Origin of the sequence: Streptomyces populi, assembly GCF_002911015.1 — a bacterium.
Taxonomy (GTDB): Bacteria; Actinomycetota; Actinomycetes; order Streptomycetales; family Streptomycetaceae; genus Streptomyces; species Streptomyces populi.
This window is the reverse complement of record NZ_KZ626894.1, coordinates 19,125-40,452: the sequence shown is the minus strand read 5'-3', so window position 1 is coordinate 40,452 and position 21,328 is coordinate 19,125. Positions and strand designations below refer to the sequence as shown.

Here is a 21,328-nt window from a genome sequence, read left to right as displayed (position 1 = left end):
TCACCCCACGTCGACGGGCTCCACGTCGTCGCTGTGGTGGAGGGATTTCAGGCCGTACGCGTCCAGCATCATGCGCAGCAGTCCGAACTGGTTGTTCGGCTGGGCGTCGTCACCGCGCCGGACGTGCTCGCCCACCAGGACGGTGGGGATGTGGTTGGGTCCTTTCCCGTCGTCCTCGTCCCAGGTGACGACCAGCAGGCTGTTGTGGGTCATCGCCCAGTCCGCGTAGCGGCCGAGGTTGTCCCGCAGCCAGGTGTCCGCCCGCCCCACAGCGCCGTCGTGCATGTCGTGTTCGAGGTCCGGGACGACGAACGCCACCGTCGGCAGATCCGTGAAGTCACGGGGGAAGTCGGTCCACGGGCGGTTGACGGACGCGGGAAGGTTGTCGAAGTTCACCCAGGGGTTGTGCCGGCGCACGTAGGCGCCGTCGGCACAGCCGGTGAAACCGGTGCGCGGCAGGCTCTGCGCGTAGCCCACGAAGGTCAGACCCGCCTGGCGGAGCTGGGAGCCGAGGTTGCGCGACGTGAGCCGGTGCGGGCAGGAATCGTCGTCGACCCCCAGGAAGGAGCCCGAGAAGAGCGCCAGGTAATTGGGCTGACTGGGATGGGTGAGGGCGTAGAACTGGGTGAGCGAGGCGCCCCGCCGGGCCAGTTGGTTGATGTACGGGGCTTCCGCGTTGCCGATGACGGCGTCGTACGACTGGTCCTCCTCGATCACCACGACGATGTGGTCCGGACGGGGAAGCCCGGTTCGAGCCGGTGCGTCGTCACAGCCCGCTGCCACCAGGAGTGCCGTCGTCACGGCCGCCCACGCGAGGAGCCCCCGCGCCAGAAGGCGTCCCCGCTCCCGTCGTACGCCTCTCACCTGTCGCTCCACCGCTCTCCGTCCGGGCACCGTCTGGGCACGCGCCGCGCGTGAGCACCGCGAGCCGCCGCTTGCAGCAATCGGAAATACCGTCACAATCGGTATTGATACCTCTTACCGGTCGACACCCGGCACCATGTGGACCGACGAGCGGGAGTGCCGACGGCCGTGTCGCCGACGGCCGTCACGCCGGGGGCGGGCGGGGGAGACCGACAGGCCGGATCCGGAAGGTGTCACATGCGTCGAGTCAACGCCCCTGCCGGCCGCCGCGGGAGGACGGCCGGCCGCCTCGAGGAGCCGGCGTTCCGCGTCACGGGGACCGTCGTCGGAGCACCGGTTCTCCCGGAGACCCCTTCATGGGCAAGCTCCAGACGCTGACGGGCGGGCGCATGGCGTCCTTCACCGGCGCCGTGGCCCGGCGGCCCGGCACCGCCGCCGGGGACCGTCGCCGCTCCGGCCGGACCACGGCACTCCAGTGGGCGACACGTCTGATCCTTCCCGCGGCCCTCGCCCTCTGGCTGCTGTCCCTGCGCCACGTGGATCTCGCCGGAATGCGCGACTACGGTCTGCTCCAGGTGCTGCCGGTGCTCTTCTGGGTCGCCCTCGGCCTGCTCACCCTCGGCTTCTGCCTGGCCCTGGCCGACCGGCGGACCGGTGGCGGATGGTTCGCGGGATACGTCCTGGGGCTGATCGCGGTCATCCACGCGACCCCCACCCTGCTCTACCCCACCCTGCGCTACAGCTGGGCGTGGAAACACGTCGCGGTCGTCGACGCGGTGATCCGCCACCACGGCGAGGTGCCCCACGCGGACAAGCTCGCCATCTACAACCAGTGGCCCGGGTTCTTCGACCTCAACGCGTTCTTCCTACAGGCCACCGGCCTGCGCTCGGCGCTCGGCTACGCGACGTGGACCCCGCCCGTCTTCAACGCGGTGCTGCTCGCCCCCCTGCTGCTGCTCCACCGGACGGTGACCCGTGACCGCCGGCTGATCTGGGGGGCGGCGTGGGTCTACTACTCGTGCTCCTGGGTGGGGCAGGACTACTTCGCTCCCCAGGCCTTCGCGTTCCTGCTCTTCGTGACGATGATCGCCCTGGTCATGGGGCAGTTGCCGGCCTCGGCGCTGTACCGGACGGGCGAGACACGCACGAACCGATGGCCCGTCGGCCGCTTCGTGGTGGTCATGGTGATCGCGGCGGTCATCATCTCCTCGCACCCGCTGACACCGTTCATGCTGATCAGCGCGCTGGTGGCGCTGTCGCTCCCGCGGCGCAACCGGCGGGTCGTGCTGCCCGTCCTGGCCGGCACGGTGGTGCTGGCCGTGCTCTGGGACGCCACCGTCGCCCGCCCCTACCTCTCGGAGAACCTGAACGACTTCCTGGGCTCGCTGCTGAAACCCGACACCAACGTCGTCTCCGGGCTGGCCGCCCTCGGCGCCGCGGCCCCGGGTCAAGTGGTGGTGTCCTGGGTCGACCGGGGCCTGTCCGCCGCGGTCTTCGTCCTGGCGGCCATCGCCTTCCTGGCCCGCCCCTGGGTCCGCCGCACCGGCCTGCCGCTGCTCGTCGTGGCTCCGCTGCCGCTGCTGGTGGCGAACGCCTACGGCGGAGAGATGATCTTCCGCGCCTATCTCTTCGCCCTGCCCGCGGCCTCGCTCCTGATCGCGGCCCTCCTCCTCGAGCGGAGCGGACGGCCGCGCCTTCAGGTGCTGGCCGCCTGTCCGCTGCTGCTCGCCCTGCTCGGGGGGCTCATGTTCGGCTACTACGGCAAGGAATCGGCGAACTACTTCACGGAGGAGGAGGTGGCGGCCGGACGCTTCGTCGCGGCCACCGCTCCTCCCGGTTCCACCGTCGTCTCCCTGACCTCGGCCGTGCCCGGCCTGTACCTGCGCTACGACGAGAACCCCCAGGTGCAGTTGGACGAGCAGGACATCCGCGACCGGCGGCGCCTGGTGAACGACCCGGTGAAGGGCCTGGAGGGGTTCGTCAAGCGGGCCAGCCCGACACAGCCCGCCTACATCATCCTGAGCCGGGCCCAGGCCGCCGACCTCTACCAGAGGGGGATCCTGCCCGGCGGCACCGTGCAGCGCATGGAGTCGGCCCTGTCGAAGACCCCGGACTACATCCCCGTCTACCGCAGCAAGGACGCGGTGGTCTACCGGTACCAGGGCGCGAAAGGCTGAGCGGGCCATGACCTCCCTGCGCCGGGGGCTCGCGCTGTCCGGCTGGGCGGCAGCGGCGGTGGTCGCCTTCCTGCCGGACGCCCTGGTCCTGCGCGCCGTGGTGACGACGGCGTTCCTGCTCGTCTGTCCCGGCCTGGCGGCCTCCCGGTGGGCCCGGCCGGGCGCGGCGCGCGTCAGGGACCGCACGGCGGCCCTGGAGAGGGGCGTCCTGACCGTGACGCTCAGCCTGTCGATGGCGGTGCTCGTCGTGGAACCCCTGTTCCTGACGGGCACGTTCACCGTCACCCGGGCGCTGCTCGCCCTCGCCGCCGTCACGTCCGCCCTGGCCCTGCTGCCCAAGCCCGGCGGGCGGCGGAGCCGGGCACCGCGAGCCGTCCCGGGGCCGGAGCCGGGATCGGGTCCGGACCCGGACCCGGACCCGGACCCACGGTCGGCCGGCACCGGCCGACCCGAGCCGCCCGCCCCGGAGTGAGGCACCGCACCGGCCTCGCCGGGGTGCCACGACGGTCCGTGCGAGGCGTCGCGCGGACCGTGTGAGCGTCGCGGCGGTCCCGCCCGCCCCGGCACCGGCTCCGCCCCCGCCTGCCGGGCGGGGGCGTTCTCGAGCCGCCCGAAGAGTCCCACCTCTTCTCTTGATGTCCTCTTGACGTCACTCGCAAATCGGGTAAAAGTGTAGATATACGTTGTAAACGTATGTCGTAGGCGCGTACTCGGAGATGCAGATCATGTACAACGACCCGATCATCGGCAGCGAGCAAGAGGCCGACACGCACGGCACCGTCAGCCTGGTCGTCCCAGCCCTCAACGAGGCGCGCAACATCGCCTGGGTCTTCGAACAGATCCCGGCGTGCGTGGACGAGGTCATCCTCGTGGACGGCGACTCCACCGACGCCACGGTCCCCATGGCGCAGCACTGCCTGCCGACCGTGCGCAACGTGCGGCAGAGCGGCCCGGGCAAGGGCAACGCGCTGCGCACCGGCTTCCTCGAGGCGAAGGGTGACTACGTGGTGATGATGGACGCCGACGGCAGCATGTCGCCGGCGGAGATCCCCCACTTCGTGCACTTCCTCGACCACGGCTACGACTTCGTCAAGGGCTCGAGGTTCGTCGCGGGCGGCGGTTCGCTCGACATCACCCCCATCCGCAAGATGGGCAACCACGTCCTCCTGATGGCCGCCAACCGGCTGTACGGCGCCTGTCTGACCGACCTCTGCTACGGCTACTGCGCCTTCCGGCGCAGCTTCCTCGACCAGCTCGACCTGCACGCCGTCGGCTTCGAGATCGAGGCCGAGATGATCGTGCACGCCCTGCGCTCCGGTCTGCGCATCGCCGAGGTCCCCAGCCTGGAACTGCCCCGGCGCAGCGGCTGCTCGAACCTCCACGCCATATCCGACGGGCGCCGGGTGCTGCGCACCCTGCTCTCGGAGCGGCCGGGCGCCCGGTCCGCCACCGCGCGGCCGGCGAGGAGCGCGTCGTGAGCTCCGCCCCGGTCCGCTCCCCCCTCGTCCGGCCCCCGGTGCCGGTGGTCGACATCGACCTGGCCCGCCCGGGCGAGTTCCGGCTGCCCGGCGACCGGGGGCCCGCCCGGCCGGGGGGACGGGCCCGTGCACTCGTACGGCTGCACGGCCGTCCCCTGGGCATGGTCAGCGCCGCGGACGCCTCCGGACCCGACGGCCTGTGGCGGGCCCTGGCCGACACCGCCTACGCGGAACTGGCCGGACAGCTCGCCCGGCACCTGTCCGGGGACCGGACCGGACCCTCGGGCTGCGGGGCCCCGCACCGGGCGTCCCACCCCGCGCCCGTCATCAGCGTGGTCGTGGCCACGCGCGACCGGCCGGAGAAGCTGCGGCACTGCCTGCGGTCGCTGCTGCGCTCGAAGTATCCCGAGTTCGAGATCGTCGTGGTCGACAACGCCCCCGCCGACGGCGCGACCGAGGCCCTGGTCCGCGAAGACTTCGCCGGACGGGTCCGCTACGTCCGCGAACCCGTCGCCGGGCTGGCCCGCGCCCACAACGTGGGGCTCGCCCGGGCACGCGGATCCGTCGTCGCCTTCACCGACGACGACACGCTCGTCGACCCCGGATGGCTGTCGGCGCTGGCCGAGACCTTCGCGCGCGACCCGCGGATCGGCTGTGTCACCGGACTGATCGTGCCCGCCGAACTGGAGACCCCGGCCCAGGGCGCCCTCGAACGGCAGGGCGGTTTCGCGAAGGGGTACGCGTCACGCACCTGGTCGCTGTCCGATCCGCCGACGGACCCGTTGTTCCCGTTCACCGCCGGACGGTTCGGCTCCGGCGCCAACATGGCGTTCCGCACCGACGCGCTCCGCGCCCTGGGCGGCTTCGACACCGCGACCGGCGCCGGTACCCCCGGCAAGGGCGGTGACGACCTGCTCGCCTTCTTCGAGATCCTGACGGCCGGTCACACGCTCGTCTACCAACCGAGCGCCATCGTCTGGCACTGCCACCGCCGCACGATGGACGCCGTCGCCGCGCAGGTGTTCGGCTACGGTGCCGGCCTCGGCGCCTATCTCACCGGCGCGCTGCTGAGGAACCCCCGCCGGATGCCCGCCCTGCTGCGGCGGCTCCCCCGCGGTATCCGCTACTCCATGACCAGATCACGCGCCCGCGGCGCCGATCCCGAGGCCGGCTGGTCCCGGCACCTGGCGCTCCTGGAGGTGCGGGGGATGGTCTACGGCCCCTGCGGCTATCTCCGCGGACGTCTCGCCGGCGCCGGCGCCGGCGCCGGGACCTGATGGCGAGGTGAGCGGCTTGGACACCACTCCGGTGACCGATTCGGCTGCGAGAGGCGCCGGCATGCGACGTCCCCTGGTCATGCTGCGCGCCGGCATCGCCGCCGCGCTCCCGGGCGAGCCCGTGCTCCGCACGGGGCACGTCCTCGCGGTCAGTTCCCTCGTCAACGCCGGCCTCGGCTTCTTCTTCTGGACCTTCGCGACGCACTGGTACGACGAGCGGACCGTGGGCCTGAGCTACTCGGCACTCATGGCGTCCCTCCTGCTCACCGGCATCGGGCAGCTCAACCTGAACGACTTCCTGGTGCGGTTCGTGCCGACCGCCGGCCGCCGCAGCCGCCGGCTGGTCCTCACCTGTTACGCGGCGAGCACGGCCTTCAGCGTGGTGGTGGCCCTGGTGTTCCTCGCGTTGGTGCCGGTGGTCTCACCAGGGCTCGGCTTCCTGCTGACACCGGTCACCGCGACCTGCTTCGTGGTGGCGACCGCCGGTTACGCCGTCTTCGTCCTGCAGGACGGCGCGCTCACCGCGGTCCGCATGCCGGGCTGGGTCGTGGGCGAGAACCTGATCTTCGCCGTCGTGAAGATACTGCTGCTCGCCCTCGGCGCCGCCCTGGGGCTCTTCTCCGGGATCCTCCTGTCGTGGGCGGGAGCCCTCGTGGTCTCGCTGGTCGTGGCCAACTCCGTCCTGATGGGCAGGGGCATCCCCCGGCACGAGCGGGAGACGGGGACAGCGCCGCCACCGCCCCGCATGCTCAAGTACGCCGCGGCCGACTACTTCGGCTCCCTGTTCCGCGTCGCCGGATACACCGTGGTCCCGCTGATCGTGCTGAACAACTGCGGTGCCGAGGAGAGCGCCTTCTACTCGGTCGCCTGGGGCGTCGCCTACGTGCCTTATCTGATCGCCCGCAACATGGGGACCTCGCTGCTCGCCGAGTCCGTGCGCGGGCCCGAACGGCTCGTGCAGCACTCCCTGCGCGTCCTGCGCCACTCGGGTCTGCTGCTGGGCGGTGTCACCGTCGTCATCGTCGTCGCGGCCCCGCAGATCCTCTCGCTCTTCGGCGCCTCGTACGCGGCCGAAGGAACCACGCTGCTGCGGCTGCTGGCCCTGTCCGCACTGCCGAACCTGCTGCTGAGCGTGGCCATCGACGTGGCCCGGGCGCAGCGGCGGCTGCGCTGGGCGGTGTGGCTGCAGGTGGCGATGTGCGTCCTGGTGCTCGGCCTCACCCATCTGCTGCTGCCGGTGGTCGGTCTCGTGGGGGCGGGCCTCGCCTGGCTCGTCACCCAGTGCCTGATCGGCGTCTTCCTGCTCGCGTCCTGGTCCCGCTGGCTCGTCCCCGTCACCGAAGGGTCATCATGAACAGCGCACTCTCCGCCGAACGCACCGTCCCCACCCTGTCGGTCGTCATCTGTGCCTACACCCTCGACCGTTGGGACGACACGCGGGCCGCGATCGCGTCGGTGCTGGCCCAGGATCCGCCCGCCGACGAGGTCGTGCTGGTGGTCGACCACAACCAGGCCCTCCTGGAGCGCGCCGAGCGGGAGCTGTCCGGCGTCCGTGTGGTGCCCAACCAGCGGCGGCGCGGTCTGTCCGGGGGCCGCAACACCGGAGTGACGGTCTCCCGCACCGACGTGGTGGCCTTCCTCGACGACGACGCCACCGCGGAACCCGGCTGGACGGGCCGCCTGTTGGCTCCCTACGGCGACCCCCGCGTGGTGGGCGTCGGCGGCTTCGTCCGGCCGTGGTGGGCGACCGGGCGACCGGTGTGGTTCCCGCCGGAGTTCGACTGGGTGGTGGGCTGCTCCTACCGGGGACAGCCCCGGCACTCCGCCCGCGTCCGCAACTTCATCGGCGCCAACATGTCCTTCCGCAGGAGCGAACTGATCGCCGTCGGCGGCTTCTTCGACGCCTTCGGACGCGTGGGCAGCCGACCGGTGGCGAGTTGCGACGAGACGGACCTGTGCCTGCGGATCGTCGCCCGCGACCCGGAGGCCGTCCTGCTGTACGAGCCGGCCGCCGAGATCCGGCACCACGTTCCCGAGTCCCGTACCAGCTGGTCCTACTTCCGCAACCGCTGCTACATCGAAGGGCTGTCCAAGGCCCTGGTGGCCCGGCGCTGCGGCAGCGGACCGGCACTGGCCAACGAACGCGCGTACGTACGGTCCACCGTCTCCCGGGCCCTCGCCCGCAACGCGGCCCGGATCTGGCGCCCCGGCGCGCTGCGCACGATCGGGGCGCTGTCCGGGGGTGTGTGCGCGACCGTCACCGGTTATCTCGTCGGATCGGTCCGGTCCTCGGGTGCCCGGGCCGTCTCCCGGCGTCCGCGGGGAGCGGCGGAGCCGACGGCGGCCCGGTCATGAGCGTCGTGCCCGTCTTCCTCTACCACGCGGTGTCGGACGACCCGCCGCCGTGGCTGGCGCGGTTCACCGTGGGTCCGCGCACGTTCACGGAACACCTGGACATGATCGCCGACAGCGGACTGCGGGTCGTCCCGTTGCGGCGGCTGGTCGCCGCCCTGCTCGGCGGTCCCCCGGTACCACCGCGGTCCGCGGTGCTGACCTTCGACGACGGATACGCGGACTTCGCCTCCACGGTGGCCCCGCTGCTCGCCGCACGGAGGCTTCCATCGACCCTGTACGTGACCACGGATGCCCTGGAGCCGTCGGGCCGGGGGCCGTTCCCGTCCACGGCGACCCTCACCTGGGACCAGGTGAGGGAGCTGGACGCGGCCGGGGTCGAGATCGGCGGACACACCGTGACGCATCCGCAGCTGGACACGCTGCCCCGGACAGCGGTGCGGGAGGAGGTGGGCGGCTGCAAGCGGCGGATCGAGGACGTGCTCGGGCACCGCGTCGACTCCTTCGCCTACCCGCACGGCTATTCCAGCCGCACCGTCCGCGCCCTGGTGCGGGAGGCCGGCTGGACCTCGGCCGCCGCCATCCGGGCGGACTCGGCCTTCAGTTCGGAGGGGGACGACCCGCTGCGGTTCGCCCGGCTCATGGTCCGGTCCGACACCGGACGGGACCGGTTCGCGCTGTGGACCGGCGGTGAGGGGGCTCCCGTGGCACCGTTCGCCGAGGGACTGCGGACCAGGGGCTGGCGGGCCTACCGCCGGGCGAGAGCGGCGACCGGACGGCCGTACCGGGCGATACCCGCCTGACCGCCGGCCGGCGCGGACGCGCGCACCGCTGACGGGACGTCAGCGCTGCCAGACCCGGACCCAGTCCACGAGCATGCGCGCCGAGTCGGTGCCCGGGGGCGGGGTGTAGGGGAGGCCGACCGCCAGGTTGAGGATGACCTCCATGGGCACGTGGGGGATGCGCTCGGGGGCGGTCACCTCGAACCGTTCGATCCCGTCGACGTACCAGACGAGCCTGTCCTTCTCCCAGAGCAGCCCGAAGACGTGGTAGCCGTCGGGGAAACCGGACGCGGTGAAGGTCCCCCGCTGCTTTCTCTCGGCACCCTCGGCGTTGCGCCAGTGCACGAACATCGACACCGTGCGCGTGGTGCCGAGGAACTCCATGATGTCGAGCTCGGGCGGGGTGTAGCGGCTCGCGGGCATCATCCAGAACTCCGGTGCCATGCCGCCCTGTGGCGGGATGCGGACCGCCGCCTCGAAGTAGCCGTAGGTGAAGGTGTGCCGCGGCTCGGCGTACCAGTCGTCCCGGCCGGTGGAGATCATGCCGGACACCCAGGGGTAGAGCTTTCCGTCGCTGCCGCGGACGGTGCGGCGCTGGGCGGTGAGGGTCAGTTTCCCTCCGCCCACGGCGACCTGGCCGGGCTGGTACCACTCCAGTTCGTTGTTGGTGCTGATGGTGCAGCCGCGCTCGTTCCAGTCATAACACGTGGTCCAGCGGCCCTTGTCGAGACGTGAGCCGTCGAAGTCGTCGTGGAGGACCGGTCGCCACCGGCCGGGCACCGGGGGCCCGGACGCCGCGGTGCCCGGTGTGGAACCGCAGGCACCGCACGCCACCAGCAACAGCATGAGCACACCGAGCACCGCGCCCCGTGACGTCATGGGCGGGTGCGCGTCCCGGCCGCGACGGAGCGGGCCAGCCGGCGCGCGGCGAATCCGGTGCCGGCGACGAACCGCAGCACGGGGCCGAAGGTGGGAGCGGCGGCCAGTCCGGTGAAGTACAGCCCGGGCACGGAGGACTCGAACCCGGCCGACAGCCGCGGCGCGCCGTGGAACGTCCTCGTCTCCCGGCGGAGTTCGGGTGCCAGCAGCCCGAGCCGGTCGATGTCCACCCGGTACCCCGTGGCGAGCAGCAGATGGTCGGCCCGCAGCGCCTTCGTGCGCGCGCCTGCGCCCGTGCCCTCGACCTCGACCTCGAGACGCACCGTGCCGTCCTCGGCCCCCACGGAGCGGACCGTACAACCGCACAGCACCGGGACGCGGTCGTCCACCCGCTGCCGCAGCCACCAGCCGCCGGACGGACCGAGCACGTCGTGCAGCAGCCGCAGCCGCACCCCCTGCGGCAGACGGCGGACGGCGCCGCCGCCGCGGCTGCACGCCAGCAGCGACCAGCCCGGTCCGAGGGGCGAACCCGGCTTGGCGATCCGTACCGCACGCGGCCGGTCGCAGGGCCGGTCGGTGTCGGGAGGGGTGCCGAAGGCGACGGACTCCGCGCGGGCGATCACGGTGGGAAGGGCCCCGGCCTCGTGCAGCAGCGCGGCGCTCTCCAGGGCCGACTGCCCGGCGCCGAGGACGGCGACCCGCTGCCCCGAGAACAGGCTCAGATCACGGTGCCGGCTGGTGTGGGAGACCAGTTCCCCGGGAAGGGCTCCGGTCAGTTCCGGGGGCTCGTGAGCGAACGGGACCTGTCCGGTGGCCATCACCACCTTCTCGGCGAGGAACTCCTCCCCGGAGTCCAGGGTGACGGCGAACAGCCCGTCCACGTGCCCGACGGAACGGACCTTCTCGCGCTCCAGTTCCGGCAGGCGGCGCTCCTGGAACCACCGCCCGTAGTCGACCATCTCCTCGACGGGGATGGGGTAGCGATCGCCGACGGGTCCGCGTCCCCGCGCGGTGCGGAAGTCCTCCAGGCGGTATCCGGACTCCGGCGCGGAGATGGAGGAGGCCGCGGGGACGGACTTCAGATACATGCCGGCGGGCATGTTGGCGTACCAGCACTCCATGGGCTCGCCGAACACCCGTCGCGGCGTTCCCGCCGCGCTCAGCCAGGCGGCCGTGGCCAGCCCGTAGGGGCCCGCCCCGATGACGACGGCGGGCAACCGCCCCGGGGAGCGGGCGCTCCCCTTCCTGACCGCCTTGTGCCGGACGCTGAAGCCGGTGTTCATGGGCATGGTCGTTCCCTTTTGTTCTCGTGCGGCGCCGCGGCCGTCACGGCCGCGTACCGGCCCAACGGGCGCATTCGCCGAGCACGGGTGCGACGGTGTGGGTGAGCCACCCGTAGCTGTGGCCGAACCTCGAAGATTTACGGACGTTGTTCGCCACGTGCCACAGCCAGCTCAGCAGGGGGATCGCCACCGGATCGGCGACACCGTGGTCCGGGTCCAGCCCGGCCAGCGCGAGCAGGGGGCGGTCGGCGTCCGGTACCCGGCCGGCGCGCAGCGTCTCGGCGACCAGGCCGCCCAGCGGACGGCCGGTGAGGGTACTGCGCAGGGCCAGTACGAAGGAGTAGGCGTCGATCTCGCACGGCCCGTCGGCGCGGCCGCTGCTCCAGTCGAAGACGCCGGTGACCCGCAGGGGGGTGCCGCCGAGCAGCACGTTGCCGGGGTGGTAGTCGCCGTGGGTCCAGCCCTCGGTCAGCACGGCGCCGGCCATGGCCGCGTCCAGCCGGTGGCGCAGGGCCTCGAACTCGGCCGCTCGCCGGCCGGACCGGTAACGGGGCATTCCGGCGGAGAGGGCCCTCAGCTGCGACTCGCACCAGGCGGGGGCCCGGTCGGCCGCCTTGCGGGGACGCCCGGTGGCGGCCCGCAGGTCCGCCAGCAGTCGCAGGGCGGGAGCCATCACGGCGTACGGGTCCCCGGAGGCGTCCGGGATCAGCCGCTCCGCCGGGACGCCAGGGAGCGCGGTCTGGGCGAGGGTCCCCGCGGGCCCGGGCGAGCCGACGACCCGGGGCAGGAGGGCGCGCCAGGGGGCGAGCCGGCTGTCGGCGCCGAGCTCTCGCAGGACTTCCCGCTCCCGCGCCGTGACGGCGGCCCCGGCCTCGTCCCTGGGGTGTTTGAGCACCAGGTTCCCCGTACCGTGCCGCAGCTCGAACACGAGCAGGCCCGCCTTGGGCAGGGTGGGGCGCCGGACCACGGTGATGTCCCTGGGACCGGCGCCGCGCACGAGCCAGTGGGCCCGGAGGCGGTCGTCGAGACCGGCCAGCGCGCGCGGGAAGTAGAGCGGCAGCAGACCGGAGAGCGAGGACATCTTGGCGGGCGTCTTCATACCAGACCTTGCGGACCGCCGACGGCACGACCCGTGCTCGCCGGGGACGATGAATGCGGACGATGTGTCACCATTGGAGTGGATTAAAGCGCTTTGTCCATGTTAGTGCCTTTCGGGAGAAGCTTCCCGGAGAGGGGCGGGTGGTCCCCTTGCTGGACACTGCGGTACCCGTACTCCTCGCCAGGATCGGCAACTATCCGCTGCACCACGGCAGTCTGGGCGTGGTGCGCACGGTCGGGCGACTGGGAGTCCCGGTCCACGCCGTCGTCGAGGACCGGTTCACCCCGGTCGCGCTCTCACGCCACCTGACGAGCAGGATCGTGTGGCCGACGACCGGCCGTGAGGAGCCGGAGTGGCTCGCGGACGGCCTGCTGTCCATCGGCCGGGCGATCGGCACCCGGTGCGTGGCGGTGCCGACCGACGACGAGGCGGCGATCCTGCTCGCGGAGCACGCCCACCGGCTGAGGGAGTGTTTCCTGATCCCGTCCGTGCCGGCCCACCTGCCGCGTCTGCTGGCCTGCAAGGCGGGCCTGCACCGGATCTGCACGGAGGCCGACGTGCCCTCGCCGCGGTCACGGGCGCCGGAGAGCCGTGACGAACTGGTCGACGCGGGCCGCGAGCTCGGCTATCCGCTGGTGCTCAAGAACCTGGCGCCGTTCAGCAGGCTCCGCACTCCGGCCGTCAGCGGCACCACCACCGTGGTGTCCTCCGAACGGGCGATGCTCGACCGCTTCCCGAAGGCCGCGCCGCCACCCGTCCTCGTGCAGGAGTACATCCCACGGCAGCAGGCGGAGGACTGGATCACCCACATCTACTGCGGCGCGGGCGGTGTTCCGCGCGCCCTGTTCACCGGCCTGAAACTGCGCTCCTGGCCCCCGTACGCGGGCATGACCGCCCGAGCGGTGGCACTGCGCAACTCCGAACTGGCCCGTCTGGCGGAGCGGCTGTGCCGCCGCATCGGCTACAGCGGACTGGCGGATCTCGACTGGCGTTACGACCGCCGGGACGGGCAGTACAAGCTCGTCGACTTCAATCCGCGCACCGGCGCCCAGTTCCGCCTCTTCGAGAACGTCCACGGAGTCGACGTCGTCCGCGCCATGCACCTCGACCTGACCGGCCGGGACGTACCGGACGGCGCCCAGGCCGAGGGACGGGTCTTCGTCGCCGGCCAGCTGGACCTCGCGTCGGTCGCGGCGTGGCTGCGCCATGAGCGCCGGCTGCCGCCCGACCTCCTGAGCGAGCGGCCCACCGAGCGGGCCTGGCTCTGCCGGGACGACCTCCTGCCGGCCGCGGCCGAGACGATCCGATTCACGGCGCTGGTGACCTGGCGCCTGCTGCGGCCGGCGCGTTCCGGCCTGACCGGACACCGCTGACCCGAGGCCCCCGGTACCCCGTCGGCGCCATGGCCGACGGCGCGCTTCCGTCCGTGACCGGCCGGCCGTGAGACCGCCGGGTTCACGGCTCTCTCCACGACGTACGTTGACCTCAGCCCACCCTGGGGTGAATATGTACGTATACGCCGTAAATATACGGACTACCTCGGAGAGAGACATGCGCCTCACAGTCATCGGCACCGGGTACGTCGGAGCAGTCCACGCCGCCTGCATGGCGGAGATCGGCCATGAGGTCCTCGGCGTCGACGTCGACGAGGAGCGGGTCGCGGCGCTCGCCGCCGGGCATCCCCCGTTCTACGAGCCCGGCCTGTCCGGGATGCTCCAGCGGACGGTGGCCGCGGGCCTGCTGCGCTTCACCACGTCGCTGGACGAGGCCGCCCTGTTCGCCGACACGCACTTCGTCTGCGTCGGCACCCCGCAGCGGCCCGACTCGGGCGCCGCCGACCTGCACCACGTCGAGGCCGCGGTGGACGGACTGGCGGCGGGGCTGCGCGCCGCGGGCCACGACGAGGCCCTGGTCGTCGGCAAGTCCACCGTTCCGGCCGGTACGGCGGACCTGCTCGCCGCGCGGCTGCGCGGGACCGGCGCCGACATCGCCTGGAACCCGGAGTTCCTGCGCGAGGGGTCCGCGGTCCAGGACACCCTGCGGCCGGAACGCATCGTGGCGGGCGTCCGCTCGGCGCGGGCCGAGGCGCGGTTGCGCGCGGTCTACGCGCCCCTCGTGGCGGCCGGCGCGCCGTTCATCGCCACCGACACCGTCACCGCAGAACTCGTCAAGGTGGCCTCGAACTCCTTCCTCGCCACCAAGATCTCCTTCATCAACGCCATGGCCGAGATCTGTGACGTCCTGGGCGCCGACGTGCTCACCCTCGCCGAGGCGATGGGCACCGACTCCCGCATCGGCCCCGCCTTCCTGGCCCCCGGCCTCGGCTTCGGCGGCAGCTGTCTACCCAAGGACATACGGGCCTTCACCGCGCGGGCGGAGGAGATCGGCCGGGGCGAGTCGGTGGCGTTCCTGCGCCAGGTCGACGAGATCAACACACGGCAGCGCCTGCGCACGATCGGTCTCGCCGAGCGGTTCACCGGCGGGAGCCTCGAGAACCGCGACGTGGCGGTCCTGGGGGCCGCCTTCAAGCCCGGCAGCGACGACGTGCGGGACTCCCCCGCGCTCGCGGTCGCGGAGGCGGTGCGCCGGCGCGGAGCCCGGGTCCGGGTGCACGACCCGGAGGCGGTCGACAACGCCCGGGCCGCGTACCCCGATCTGCAGTACGCCCTGGACGTGACCAAGGCGTGCGAACAGGCCGACGTCGTCCTGCACCTCACCGAGTGGCCCCAGTACCGGGAGCTCGACCCCGCCGCCCTCGCCACCGTGGTGCGCAGCCCGGCCGTGGTCGACGCCCGCAACACCCTCGACGCCCGGGCCTGGCGGTCGGCCGGCTGGCGGCTGAGCGCTCCGGGCCGTCCGCGGCTCGACTGAGCGGAAGGAAGATCTCATGCGTGTGATGGTGTCCGGCGGCAGCGGCTTCCTGGGGTCCCATCTGTGCGAGGAACTGCTCCGCAGGGGCGACAGCGTCTACTGCCTGGACAACTTCTCCTCGGGCCGGAAGGCCAACATCGCCCGTCTTCTGCGCCGGCCCGGCTTCCACTGCGTTCCGTGCGACATCACGGAGCCGTTCCGCTTCCCCGGCACGGTCGACGCCGTCGCGCACCTCGCGTCCCCCGCGTCCCCCGCCGACTACCACCGCCATCCGCTCGAGACCCTGGCGGTCGGCAGCCGGGGCACGGAGAACATGCTGCGGCTGGCCGAGAGCCGGGGAGCGCGCTTCGTCCTGGCCTCCACCAGCGAGGTCTACGGGGACCCCGCGGTGCATCCGCAGGGCGAGGACTACTGGGGGCACGTCAATCCCATAGGCCCCCGCAGCGTCTACGACGAGGCCAAGCGTTTCGCGGAGGCTCTCTCCATGGCGTACCGGCGCAGCCACGGGGTCGACACCGGGATCGTCCGGATCTTCAACACGTACGGCCCCCGCATGCGTCCGCACGACGGCCGGGTGGTTTCCAGCTTCATCAGGCAGGCGCTCCAGGAGGAGCCCCTGACGATATTCGGCGACGGCAGCCAGACGCGGAGCTTCTGCTACGTCGACGACCTGGTCCGCGGCCTGATCGCCATGCTCGACTCCGCCGAGCCGGGCCCGATCAACCTGGGCAATCCGGAGGAGCACACGGTGCGGGAAGTGGCGGAACTCGTGGCGGGGATCACCGGATCGAGCGGGGAGCTGCGCTTCCTTCCGCTGCCCGTCGACGACCCCGTCCGCCGACGCCCCGTCATCACCCGGGCCCGCGAGGAGCTCGGCTGGCAGCCGCGGGTGCCTCTGGAAGAGGGGCTCCGGCACACGGTCGACTGGTTCGCGGCGGAGACGCGGGCACGCGTACGGGCGCCGGAGCGCGCCGTCGCGGCCGGGCCGTCATGACGTGAGACCGCGTTGCCGCACGGAGGTCGGCGCTTCGGGGGGCCGACGGTCCGGAGGGCGCCGGCCGCGCGAAGCGGCCGGCGCCCTGGCGTGCGGGTGACGTCTGTCAGTGCTGCCAGACCCTCACGTAGTCGACCATCATGTCGGCGGGGACCACGTTGGTCCCGCTGTGATCGGGGTTGATGCCGTTGTTGAGGATCAGGTACATCGGGGCCGAGGTGATCCCGGAGGTGATCTGACCGACCTGCTTTCCGTCGTAGTAGTACGTGACGGAGCCCTGCTTCCATTCGGCACCGAACGTGTGCCAGCCGCCGGAATAGGTACCGGAAGCACAGCCTCCCGGACCACCCGCGTCGGAATGGAAGTGGTAACAGGCGGAACCGCCCAGGCCTTCCAGGATGTCCATCTCGCCGTCCGTCGGCCAGTTCTGCCCGTCGGTCCAGAAGGCGGGCCAGTTGGCCATCTTCGTCCCGGACGAGGGCGCGTAGATACGGGCCTCGAAAGCGCCGTAGGTGAACTGCGCCTTGCCGTTGCTGTTCACCAGACCGGAGACGTAGGGATACGTCTTTCCTCCGACGGTGGTCGGCTGCTCGATGAGCTTGAGGTGGAGGGATCCGTCACTGACGGAGACCTGCGACGGAGAATAGGCGGACGCCTCGGCGGAGTTCACCGGCTTGGTGACGCACCCGGAACACCCGAACCAGTTCGAGTTCCACTTGGAGCCGTCGAGGGAGGTGCCGTTGAATTCGTCGCTGAACACCCGGTTCCACGTGCCGGGAATTCCGACGGGCGCGGCGGCGGTCGTGGACGTCGCACTCGAAGTGGGCGTCGACGCCGATGTCGACGTCGGCGACGGCGCGGAGGACGTCACGTTCGAAGTGGGCGTCGAGGCCGATGTCGACGTCGGCGACGGCGCGGAGGACGTCACGTTCGAAGTGGGCGTCGACGCCGACACCGACGTCGGCGTGGGGGACACGGGCTGCGTGGCCGTGCCCGAGGGAGTCGAGGCCGTCGGCGCGGGCGTCGCGGTGGAGCCGGCGCCGGTGCCGGAACCGGTGGTGAAGGATTTCACCGGAGAGGCGCTGTACCAACGGTCGTGGAACTTGTACGCGACGTAATACGTATAGGTGCCGTCCGGGAACGTACGAGAGCCCGAGGTGTACGTGGTGGGCCGGGTTCCCAGCGTGGTCGCGGCGGCTCCGGGGAAGTCGTACTTGCCGCCGTCCGCGGATCGCACGGCGACGGTCAGCGCCTGCAATTTGATCGTTTTGGTGCCGTGGACCGTGGCGGTGGCTTTGGACTGCCCGTTCGAGGCCGCCGGCACGGACAGGGAATCGACCACGACGCCGGGAGTGGCGGCTTCCGCCCGGTCGGTCTGCGTAAGGACGCCTCCGGCGAGCGCGGCGGTGGTGACCGCGAGCACACCCAGTTTCGTTCGCATGGCGCGAGGACGACGGTGTTTCCGAATATCAGTTGTGCAATTCATTGGCATGTACGCGCGACCTTTCGCCCCCATGCGACAGCTTGGTCATTTACCGAACAAGTGAGAAATGACGGACCGAACGGTCATGGACTCTGCGCGAGGCGAACTCGATCCGCAAGTACCTGGCCGGCGCCGAAACACGCCCGAACCCCTGGAAATTCTTTTCTCGCAGCCGAGTTGACCACGACGGGCCGGACCCAGTGACGTCCGACACGCTATGGGACAATTCGGTCATATTTCCCGAATCGCACGGTATCGGCGGGATCTGACACCCAGTGAGCCCTTTTCGGGGTCGCCGCTCCGGGCGGGGGCGGTCGCGGCACGCGGCCCGCACCCCCGCGGGACGCCGACGACGTCCGCGCCACTTGTCGGACACTCCGTCACACTCCCCCGCCTTCAGGGGAGTTGGCGACGCACACATAAAACGATGCATCCTCACGAGCACCCCCGCCCCTCCGTCACGTCCGGAGTATTGACGCCCGATGAGACAACTCAATAGTTTCAGTATCATCGGCTCATCCGGGGGGTACCCGCTTCGCCGTCCCGACCTGAACGCCAGCAGTCCGCAGATCCGACCGCTCACGCCGCGATTCCGGCAGGAGGGATCACCCATGGACCGCCACAGTCGGCTCCGCCGCATCCGGCAGATGGATCCGCGGCAGGACTTCGAGCAGATCTACCGGTGGATCATCCACTACGAGTTCCCCCGCGACTATCTCCACGGGACGTCGATCGCGTTCCTGCGCGACTACGGCGTCCCGCGCATCTCCCGGCTCCTGGACCGCACCCAGGAGTTCGAGCGCGCCGGCCAGAAGCGGTACGACGACACGGTGCTGATCACGTACGAGATGGTCCGCGAGGGGATGGACTCGGAACACGGCCGGGCGGCCGCCCGCCACCTGAACCGCATCCACGGCCGTTACCGGATCGCCGACGAGGACTTCCTCTACGTCCTGGCCACCACGGTGGTGGGACCCAAGCGGTGGATCGACCGGTTCGGCTGGCGGCGCCTGTGCGAGCAGGAGACCGAGAGCCTGGCGCTGGTGGGCCGGCGGATGGGCGAGATGATGGGCCTCTCCGGCGTGCCCGACACCTACGCCGCGTTCGAGCGGCTCCACGACGACTACGAGCGGGAGATGTTCGCCTACGATCCCGCCAACCGCAGGGTCGCCGCGGCCACCCTGCGCGTCATGGCCTCCTGGTACCCGGCCCCGGCACGGCGCCTGGCGTCCCGGGTCGCCCTCGCCCTCCTGGACGAGCCGCTGCTGGAGGCACTCGGCTTCCGCCCGGAGCCGCGCCGGCTGCGGATCGCCGTCCACCGCGCGTTCCGCGCCCGGGCCCGGCTGATCAGGCTGCTGCCCGCCCGGCCGGAGCGGTTCCCGCGCAGGCCCGAGGCGCGCACCTATCCCTTCGGCTGGACCCTGGACGACCTGGGTCCGCACTGGGCGCACTCCCGTCCGCCGGCCCCGCTCCGGGAGGAGACGCCACCGGAACGGGCCTCCGCTCCGGCACGGCCGTCCGCCCCCGACGCTCCCCGTCAGGAGACCCGATGACCGACACCGCCCCGGCCGCCGCGACACGCGCCGCGACCTTCACCACGCACTCCCCCGCGACCGGCGAACCGATCTCCGCGTACCCGGTGGACGGGCCGGAAGAGGTCTCCCGCGCCGTGGCGCGGGCCAGGGCCGCCCAGGCCGGCTGGGCGGCGCTGCCCGCCACCGGGCGCCGTGACCACCTGCTGCGCTGGAAGAAGGCCCTCGCCGCCGACCTGGACACCGTGGCCCGCACCATCGCCGAGGAGACCGGCAAGCCGGCCGGTGACGCCGCGCTGGAGACCGTGCTCACGCTGGAGCACCTGGGCTGGGCCGCCCGCAACGCCGGACGCGTGCTGCGTCGGCGGAAGGTGGGCACCGGACTGTTCGCCGTGCACCAGCGGGCCTCGCTGGTGCACCGGCCGCTGGGCGTGATCGGCGTGATAGGTCCCTGGAACTACCCCCTGTACACCCCGATGGGTTCCGTCGGTTACGCCCTGGCCGCGGGGAACGCCGTGGTCCTCAAGCCGTCCGAGCTGACCCCGGGCACCGGGGTCCTGCTGGCCGGGCTCTTCGACGCCGCCGTGCCCGGGCACGCCGGGCTGCTCACCACCGTCACCGGCGCGGCCTCCACCGGGGACGCCCTGGCCCGCTCCGGGGTCGACAAACTGGCGTTCACCGGTTCGCCGGGGACGGCCCGCAAGGTGATGGCGGTGTGCGCCGAGACGCTGACGCCGTTCCTCGCCGAGTGCGGCGGGAAGGACGCGGTGATCGTCACCGCGGACGCGGACCTGGACGCGGCGGCCGACGCGATCGTGTGGGGCGCGCTGAGCAACGCGGGACAGACCTGTGCGGGGGTGGAGCGCGTCTACGCGGTGCGCGAGATCCACGCGGCGCTGTGCGAACGGGTGGTCGAACGGGCCGGGGAGCTGCGCCCGGGCGCCGGGGCGGACGCCCCCTACGGCCCGATGACCCTGCCGGGCCAGGTCGCGGTCGTCGAGCGGCATGTGACCGACGCGGTCTCTGCGGGCGCGCGGGCCCTGCTGGGCGGGCCCGAGTCGGTCCGCGCCCCCTACGTCTCGCCGGTCGTGCTGACCGGCGTCCCGGAGGACGCGGCGGCGATGGCGGAGGAGACCTTCGGGCCGGTCGTGGCGATCAACCAGGTGGCCGACGTGGACGAGGCGGTGGAGCGGGCCAACGCCTCGCGCTACGCCCTGGGGGCCGCGGTGTTCTGCCGCGGCGGGCGCGGCGGCGCCGCGATCGCGGCGCGACTGCGCGCGGGGGCGGTGTCGGTGAACTCGGTGCTGGGCTTCGCGGCGGTGCCGGCGCTGCCGTTCGGCGGTTCGCAGGACTCCGGCTTCGGACGGATCCACGGCGAGGAGGGGCTGCGTGCCTTCACCTCCGTGCAGTCGACCACGGTGCAGCGGTTCACCCCGCCGATCGCGCTGACCTCCTTCGGGGTCCCGGCGGCCACGCGGGAGCGCGCGGTGCGGCTGGCGCGGGCGCTGCACCGACGTCGCTGAACGGCCGACGCCCTCCGCCCGCCCGGCCGTCAGGCCAGGCGGGTCGGGCCGGTCCGGACGGTCAGGCGTCCAGCAGCGGGGCCAGGTAGCGACGGGCGAAGGCCCTGGCCTGGTCCTCGTCCTCCATCTCGATGCAACTGGCCGGGTTGAGCAGGAAGGACACGGCGACCCGCACCATCAGCTCGGCGACCGGGCGCGGGTCGTCGTCGGGACGGCCCTCGGCCTGCTGGGCGCGGCGCAGATGGACCGTCAGGTACTCGACGGTGGCGGAGAGCGAGGAGCTGCCCTGCACGGTCAGGTAGGGCAGCACCACCTCGGGTTCGAGGCGCAGCAGGCCGCCGAAGAGCGGATGGGCTCGGGTGTGGCGCAGGGCGACCACGAAACCCTCGACGACCCGCTCCTTCATGGTCGGCAGCGCCGCCACCGCCGCGTCCAGCCGCTGGAAGAACCGGCCGAGTTCGCGCAGCAGGGTGTCCTCGACCAGCTTGTCCTTGGTCTGGAAGCGCCGGTAGACGGTGACCCGGGAGACACCGGCCCGCTTGGCGACGTCGTCCACGGAGGAGCGGCGCAGTCCCAGGAGGGTGAACTGCTCCAGCGCCGCGTCGAGGATCCGGCGCCCCGTGCGGTCCTCGGGCTCCGGCCGGTCGAGGGCCCGGGCGAGCCACGATTCGTTCGTGTCAGCTCTCATGGTGCTCCTCACGATACCGGTCAGACGATTCCCCGAGAGTCATTGA

Annotated in this window: 19 protein-coding genes; 13 read left to right on the top strand and 6 right to left on the bottom strand. The window is 72.0% G+C overall.

Features of this window, described 5'->3' with window-relative positions; all coding sequences use genetic code 11:
- Nucleotides 1–864: an alkaline phosphatase family protein gene (locus CW362_RS25555; protein ID WP_240658041.1), complete on the bottom strand. Its 864-nt coding sequence runs from the start codon at nucleotides 862–864 to the stop codon at nucleotides 1–3.
- A gap of 356 nt (nucleotides 865–1,220) precedes the next feature.
- Here CW362_RS25555 and CW362_RS25550 point away from each other — a divergent pair, with 356 nt between their 5' ends.
- The 7 genes from CW362_RS25550 (at nucleotide 1,221) to CW362_RS25520 (ending at nucleotide 8,951) form a co-directional block, all read left to right on the top strand.
- Nucleotides 1,221–3,041 (top strand): glycosyltransferase, encoded by a 1,821-nt coding sequence (locus CW362_RS25550; RefSeq protein WP_103551877.1) that lies wholly within the window; start codon nucleotides 1,221–1,223, stop codon nucleotides 3,039–3,041.
- Between the two features lie 7 nt (nucleotides 3,042–3,048).
- Nucleotides 3,049–3,513, top strand: coding sequence for a hypothetical protein (locus CW362_RS25545; RefSeq protein ID WP_103551876.1), 465 nt, complete (start codon nucleotides 3,049–3,051; stop codon nucleotides 3,511–3,513).
- Between the two features lie 253 nt (nucleotides 3,514–3,766).
- A complete protein-coding gene (locus tag CW362_RS25540) occupies nucleotides 3,767–4,519 on the top strand; it encodes a glycosyltransferase family 2 protein (protein WP_240658040.1) in 753 nt (250 codons plus the stop codon).
- Nucleotides 4,516–5,796, top strand: coding sequence for a glycosyltransferase family 2 protein (locus tag CW362_RS25535; RefSeq protein ID WP_240658039.1), 1,281 nt, complete (start codon nucleotides 4,516–4,518; stop codon nucleotides 5,794–5,796). The genes CW362_RS25540 and CW362_RS25535 overlap by 4 nt, the downstream gene beginning before the upstream one ends.
- A 61-nt stretch (nucleotides 5,797–5,857) precedes the next feature.
- Complete coding sequence (locus CW362_RS25530) at nucleotides 5,858–7,150, top strand: lipopolysaccharide biosynthesis protein (protein WP_103551874.1); 1,293 nt, start codon at nucleotides 5,858–5,860, stop codon at nucleotides 7,148–7,150.
- On the top strand, nucleotides 7,147–8,151 hold the full coding sequence (locus CW362_RS25525) for a glycosyltransferase family 2 protein (RefSeq protein WP_103551873.1): 1,005 nt from the start codon (nucleotides 7,147–7,149) through the stop codon (nucleotides 8,149–8,151). Before CW362_RS25530 ends, CW362_RS25525 begins: the two co-directional genes overlap by 4 nt.
- The gene (locus CW362_RS25520; RefSeq protein ID WP_103551872.1) at nucleotides 8,148–8,951 is read left to right on the top strand and encodes a polysaccharide deacetylase family protein; all 804 of its coding nucleotides are present in this window, start codon (nucleotides 8,148–8,150) and stop codon (nucleotides 8,949–8,951) included. The genes CW362_RS25525 and CW362_RS25520 overlap by 4 nt, the downstream gene beginning before the upstream one ends.
- A 39-nt stretch (nucleotides 8,952–8,990) precedes the next feature.
- On the opposite strand, the gene CW362_RS25515 is transcribed toward CW362_RS25520, so the two are convergent.
- The 3 genes from CW362_RS25515 to CW362_RS25505 are packed head-to-tail and all read right to left on the bottom strand — an operon-like array spanning nucleotide 8,991 to nucleotide 12,191.
- Nucleotides 8,991–9,809 (bottom strand): glycoside hydrolase family 16 protein, encoded by an 819-nt coding sequence (locus CW362_RS25515; RefSeq protein WP_103551871.1) that lies wholly within the window; start codon nucleotides 9,807–9,809, stop codon nucleotides 8,991–8,993.
- Nucleotides 9,806–11,098 (bottom strand): NAD(P)-binding domain-containing protein, encoded by a 1,293-nt coding sequence (locus CW362_RS25510; protein WP_240658038.1) that lies wholly within the window; start codon nucleotides 11,096–11,098, stop codon nucleotides 9,806–9,808. The genes CW362_RS25515 and CW362_RS25510 overlap by 4 nt, the downstream gene beginning before the upstream one ends.
- A 37-nt stretch (nucleotides 11,099–11,135) precedes the next feature.
- Nucleotides 11,136–12,191 (bottom strand): phosphotransferase family protein, encoded by a 1,056-nt coding sequence (locus CW362_RS25505; RefSeq protein ID WP_103551869.1) that lies wholly within the window; start codon nucleotides 12,189–12,191, stop codon nucleotides 11,136–11,138.
- Nucleotides 12,192–12,340: 149 nt separating this feature from the next.
- On the opposite strand from CW362_RS25505, the gene CW362_RS25500 reads away from it, so the two are divergent.
- From CW362_RS25500 to CW362_RS25490, 3 genes are all read left to right on the top strand, one after another.
- Nucleotides 12,341–13,564 (top strand): carboxylate--amine ligase, encoded by a 1,224-nt coding sequence (locus tag CW362_RS25500; protein WP_240658037.1) that lies wholly within the window; start codon nucleotides 12,341–12,343, stop codon nucleotides 13,562–13,564.
- A gap of 178 nt (nucleotides 13,565–13,742) precedes the next feature.
- The gene (locus CW362_RS25495; protein WP_103551867.1) at nucleotides 13,743–15,062 is read left to right on the top strand and encodes a UDP-glucose dehydrogenase family protein; all 1,320 of its coding nucleotides are present in this window, start codon (nucleotides 13,743–13,745) and stop codon (nucleotides 15,060–15,062) included.
- Between the two features lie 16 nt (nucleotides 15,063–15,078).
- Nucleotides 15,079–16,056: a UDP-glucuronic acid decarboxylase family protein gene (locus CW362_RS25490; protein ID WP_103551866.1), complete on the top strand. Its 978-nt coding sequence runs from the start codon at nucleotides 15,079–15,081 to the stop codon at nucleotides 16,054–16,056.
- A gap of 106 nt (nucleotides 16,057–16,162) precedes the next feature.
- Here the strand turns inward: CW362_RS25490 and CW362_RS43480 are convergent, their stop codons facing one another.
- Nucleotides 16,163–16,927 (bottom strand): glycoside hydrolase family 16 protein, encoded by a 765-nt coding sequence (locus CW362_RS43480; RefSeq protein ID WP_240658042.1) that lies wholly within the window; start codon nucleotides 16,925–16,927, stop codon nucleotides 16,163–16,165.
- Between CW362_RS43480 and CW362_RS43475 the strand changes: the two genes are divergently transcribed.
- The 3 genes from CW362_RS43475 (at nucleotide 16,860) to CW362_RS25475 (ending at nucleotide 20,594) form a co-directional block, all read left to right on the top strand.
- Complete coding sequence (locus tag CW362_RS43475) at nucleotides 16,860–17,174, top strand: hypothetical protein (RefSeq protein ID WP_162684223.1); 315 nt, start codon at nucleotides 16,860–16,862, stop codon at nucleotides 17,172–17,174. The genes CW362_RS43480 and CW362_RS43475 overlap by 68 nt on opposite strands.
- Nucleotides 17,175–18,150: 976 nt before the next feature.
- Nucleotides 18,151–19,092, top strand: coding sequence for an oxygenase MpaB family protein (locus CW362_RS25480; RefSeq protein WP_103551864.1), 942 nt, complete (start codon nucleotides 18,151–18,153; stop codon nucleotides 19,090–19,092).
- Complete coding sequence (locus CW362_RS25475; RefSeq protein WP_103551863.1) at nucleotides 19,089–20,594, top strand: aldehyde dehydrogenase family protein; 1,506 nt, start codon at nucleotides 19,089–19,091, stop codon at nucleotides 20,592–20,594. Before CW362_RS25480 ends, CW362_RS25475 begins: the two co-directional genes overlap by 4 nt.
- Nucleotides 20,595–20,655: 61 nt before the next feature.
- On the opposite strand, the gene CW362_RS25470 is transcribed toward CW362_RS25475, so the two are convergent.
- Nucleotides 20,656–21,282 carry a TetR/AcrR family transcriptional regulator gene (locus CW362_RS25470; protein ID WP_103551862.1) on the bottom strand — a complete coding sequence of 209 codons (627 nt, stop codon included), beginning with the start codon at nucleotides 21,280–21,282 and terminating at the stop codon, nucleotides 20,656–20,658.
- Nucleotides 21,283–21,328 lie beyond the last annotated feature (46 nt).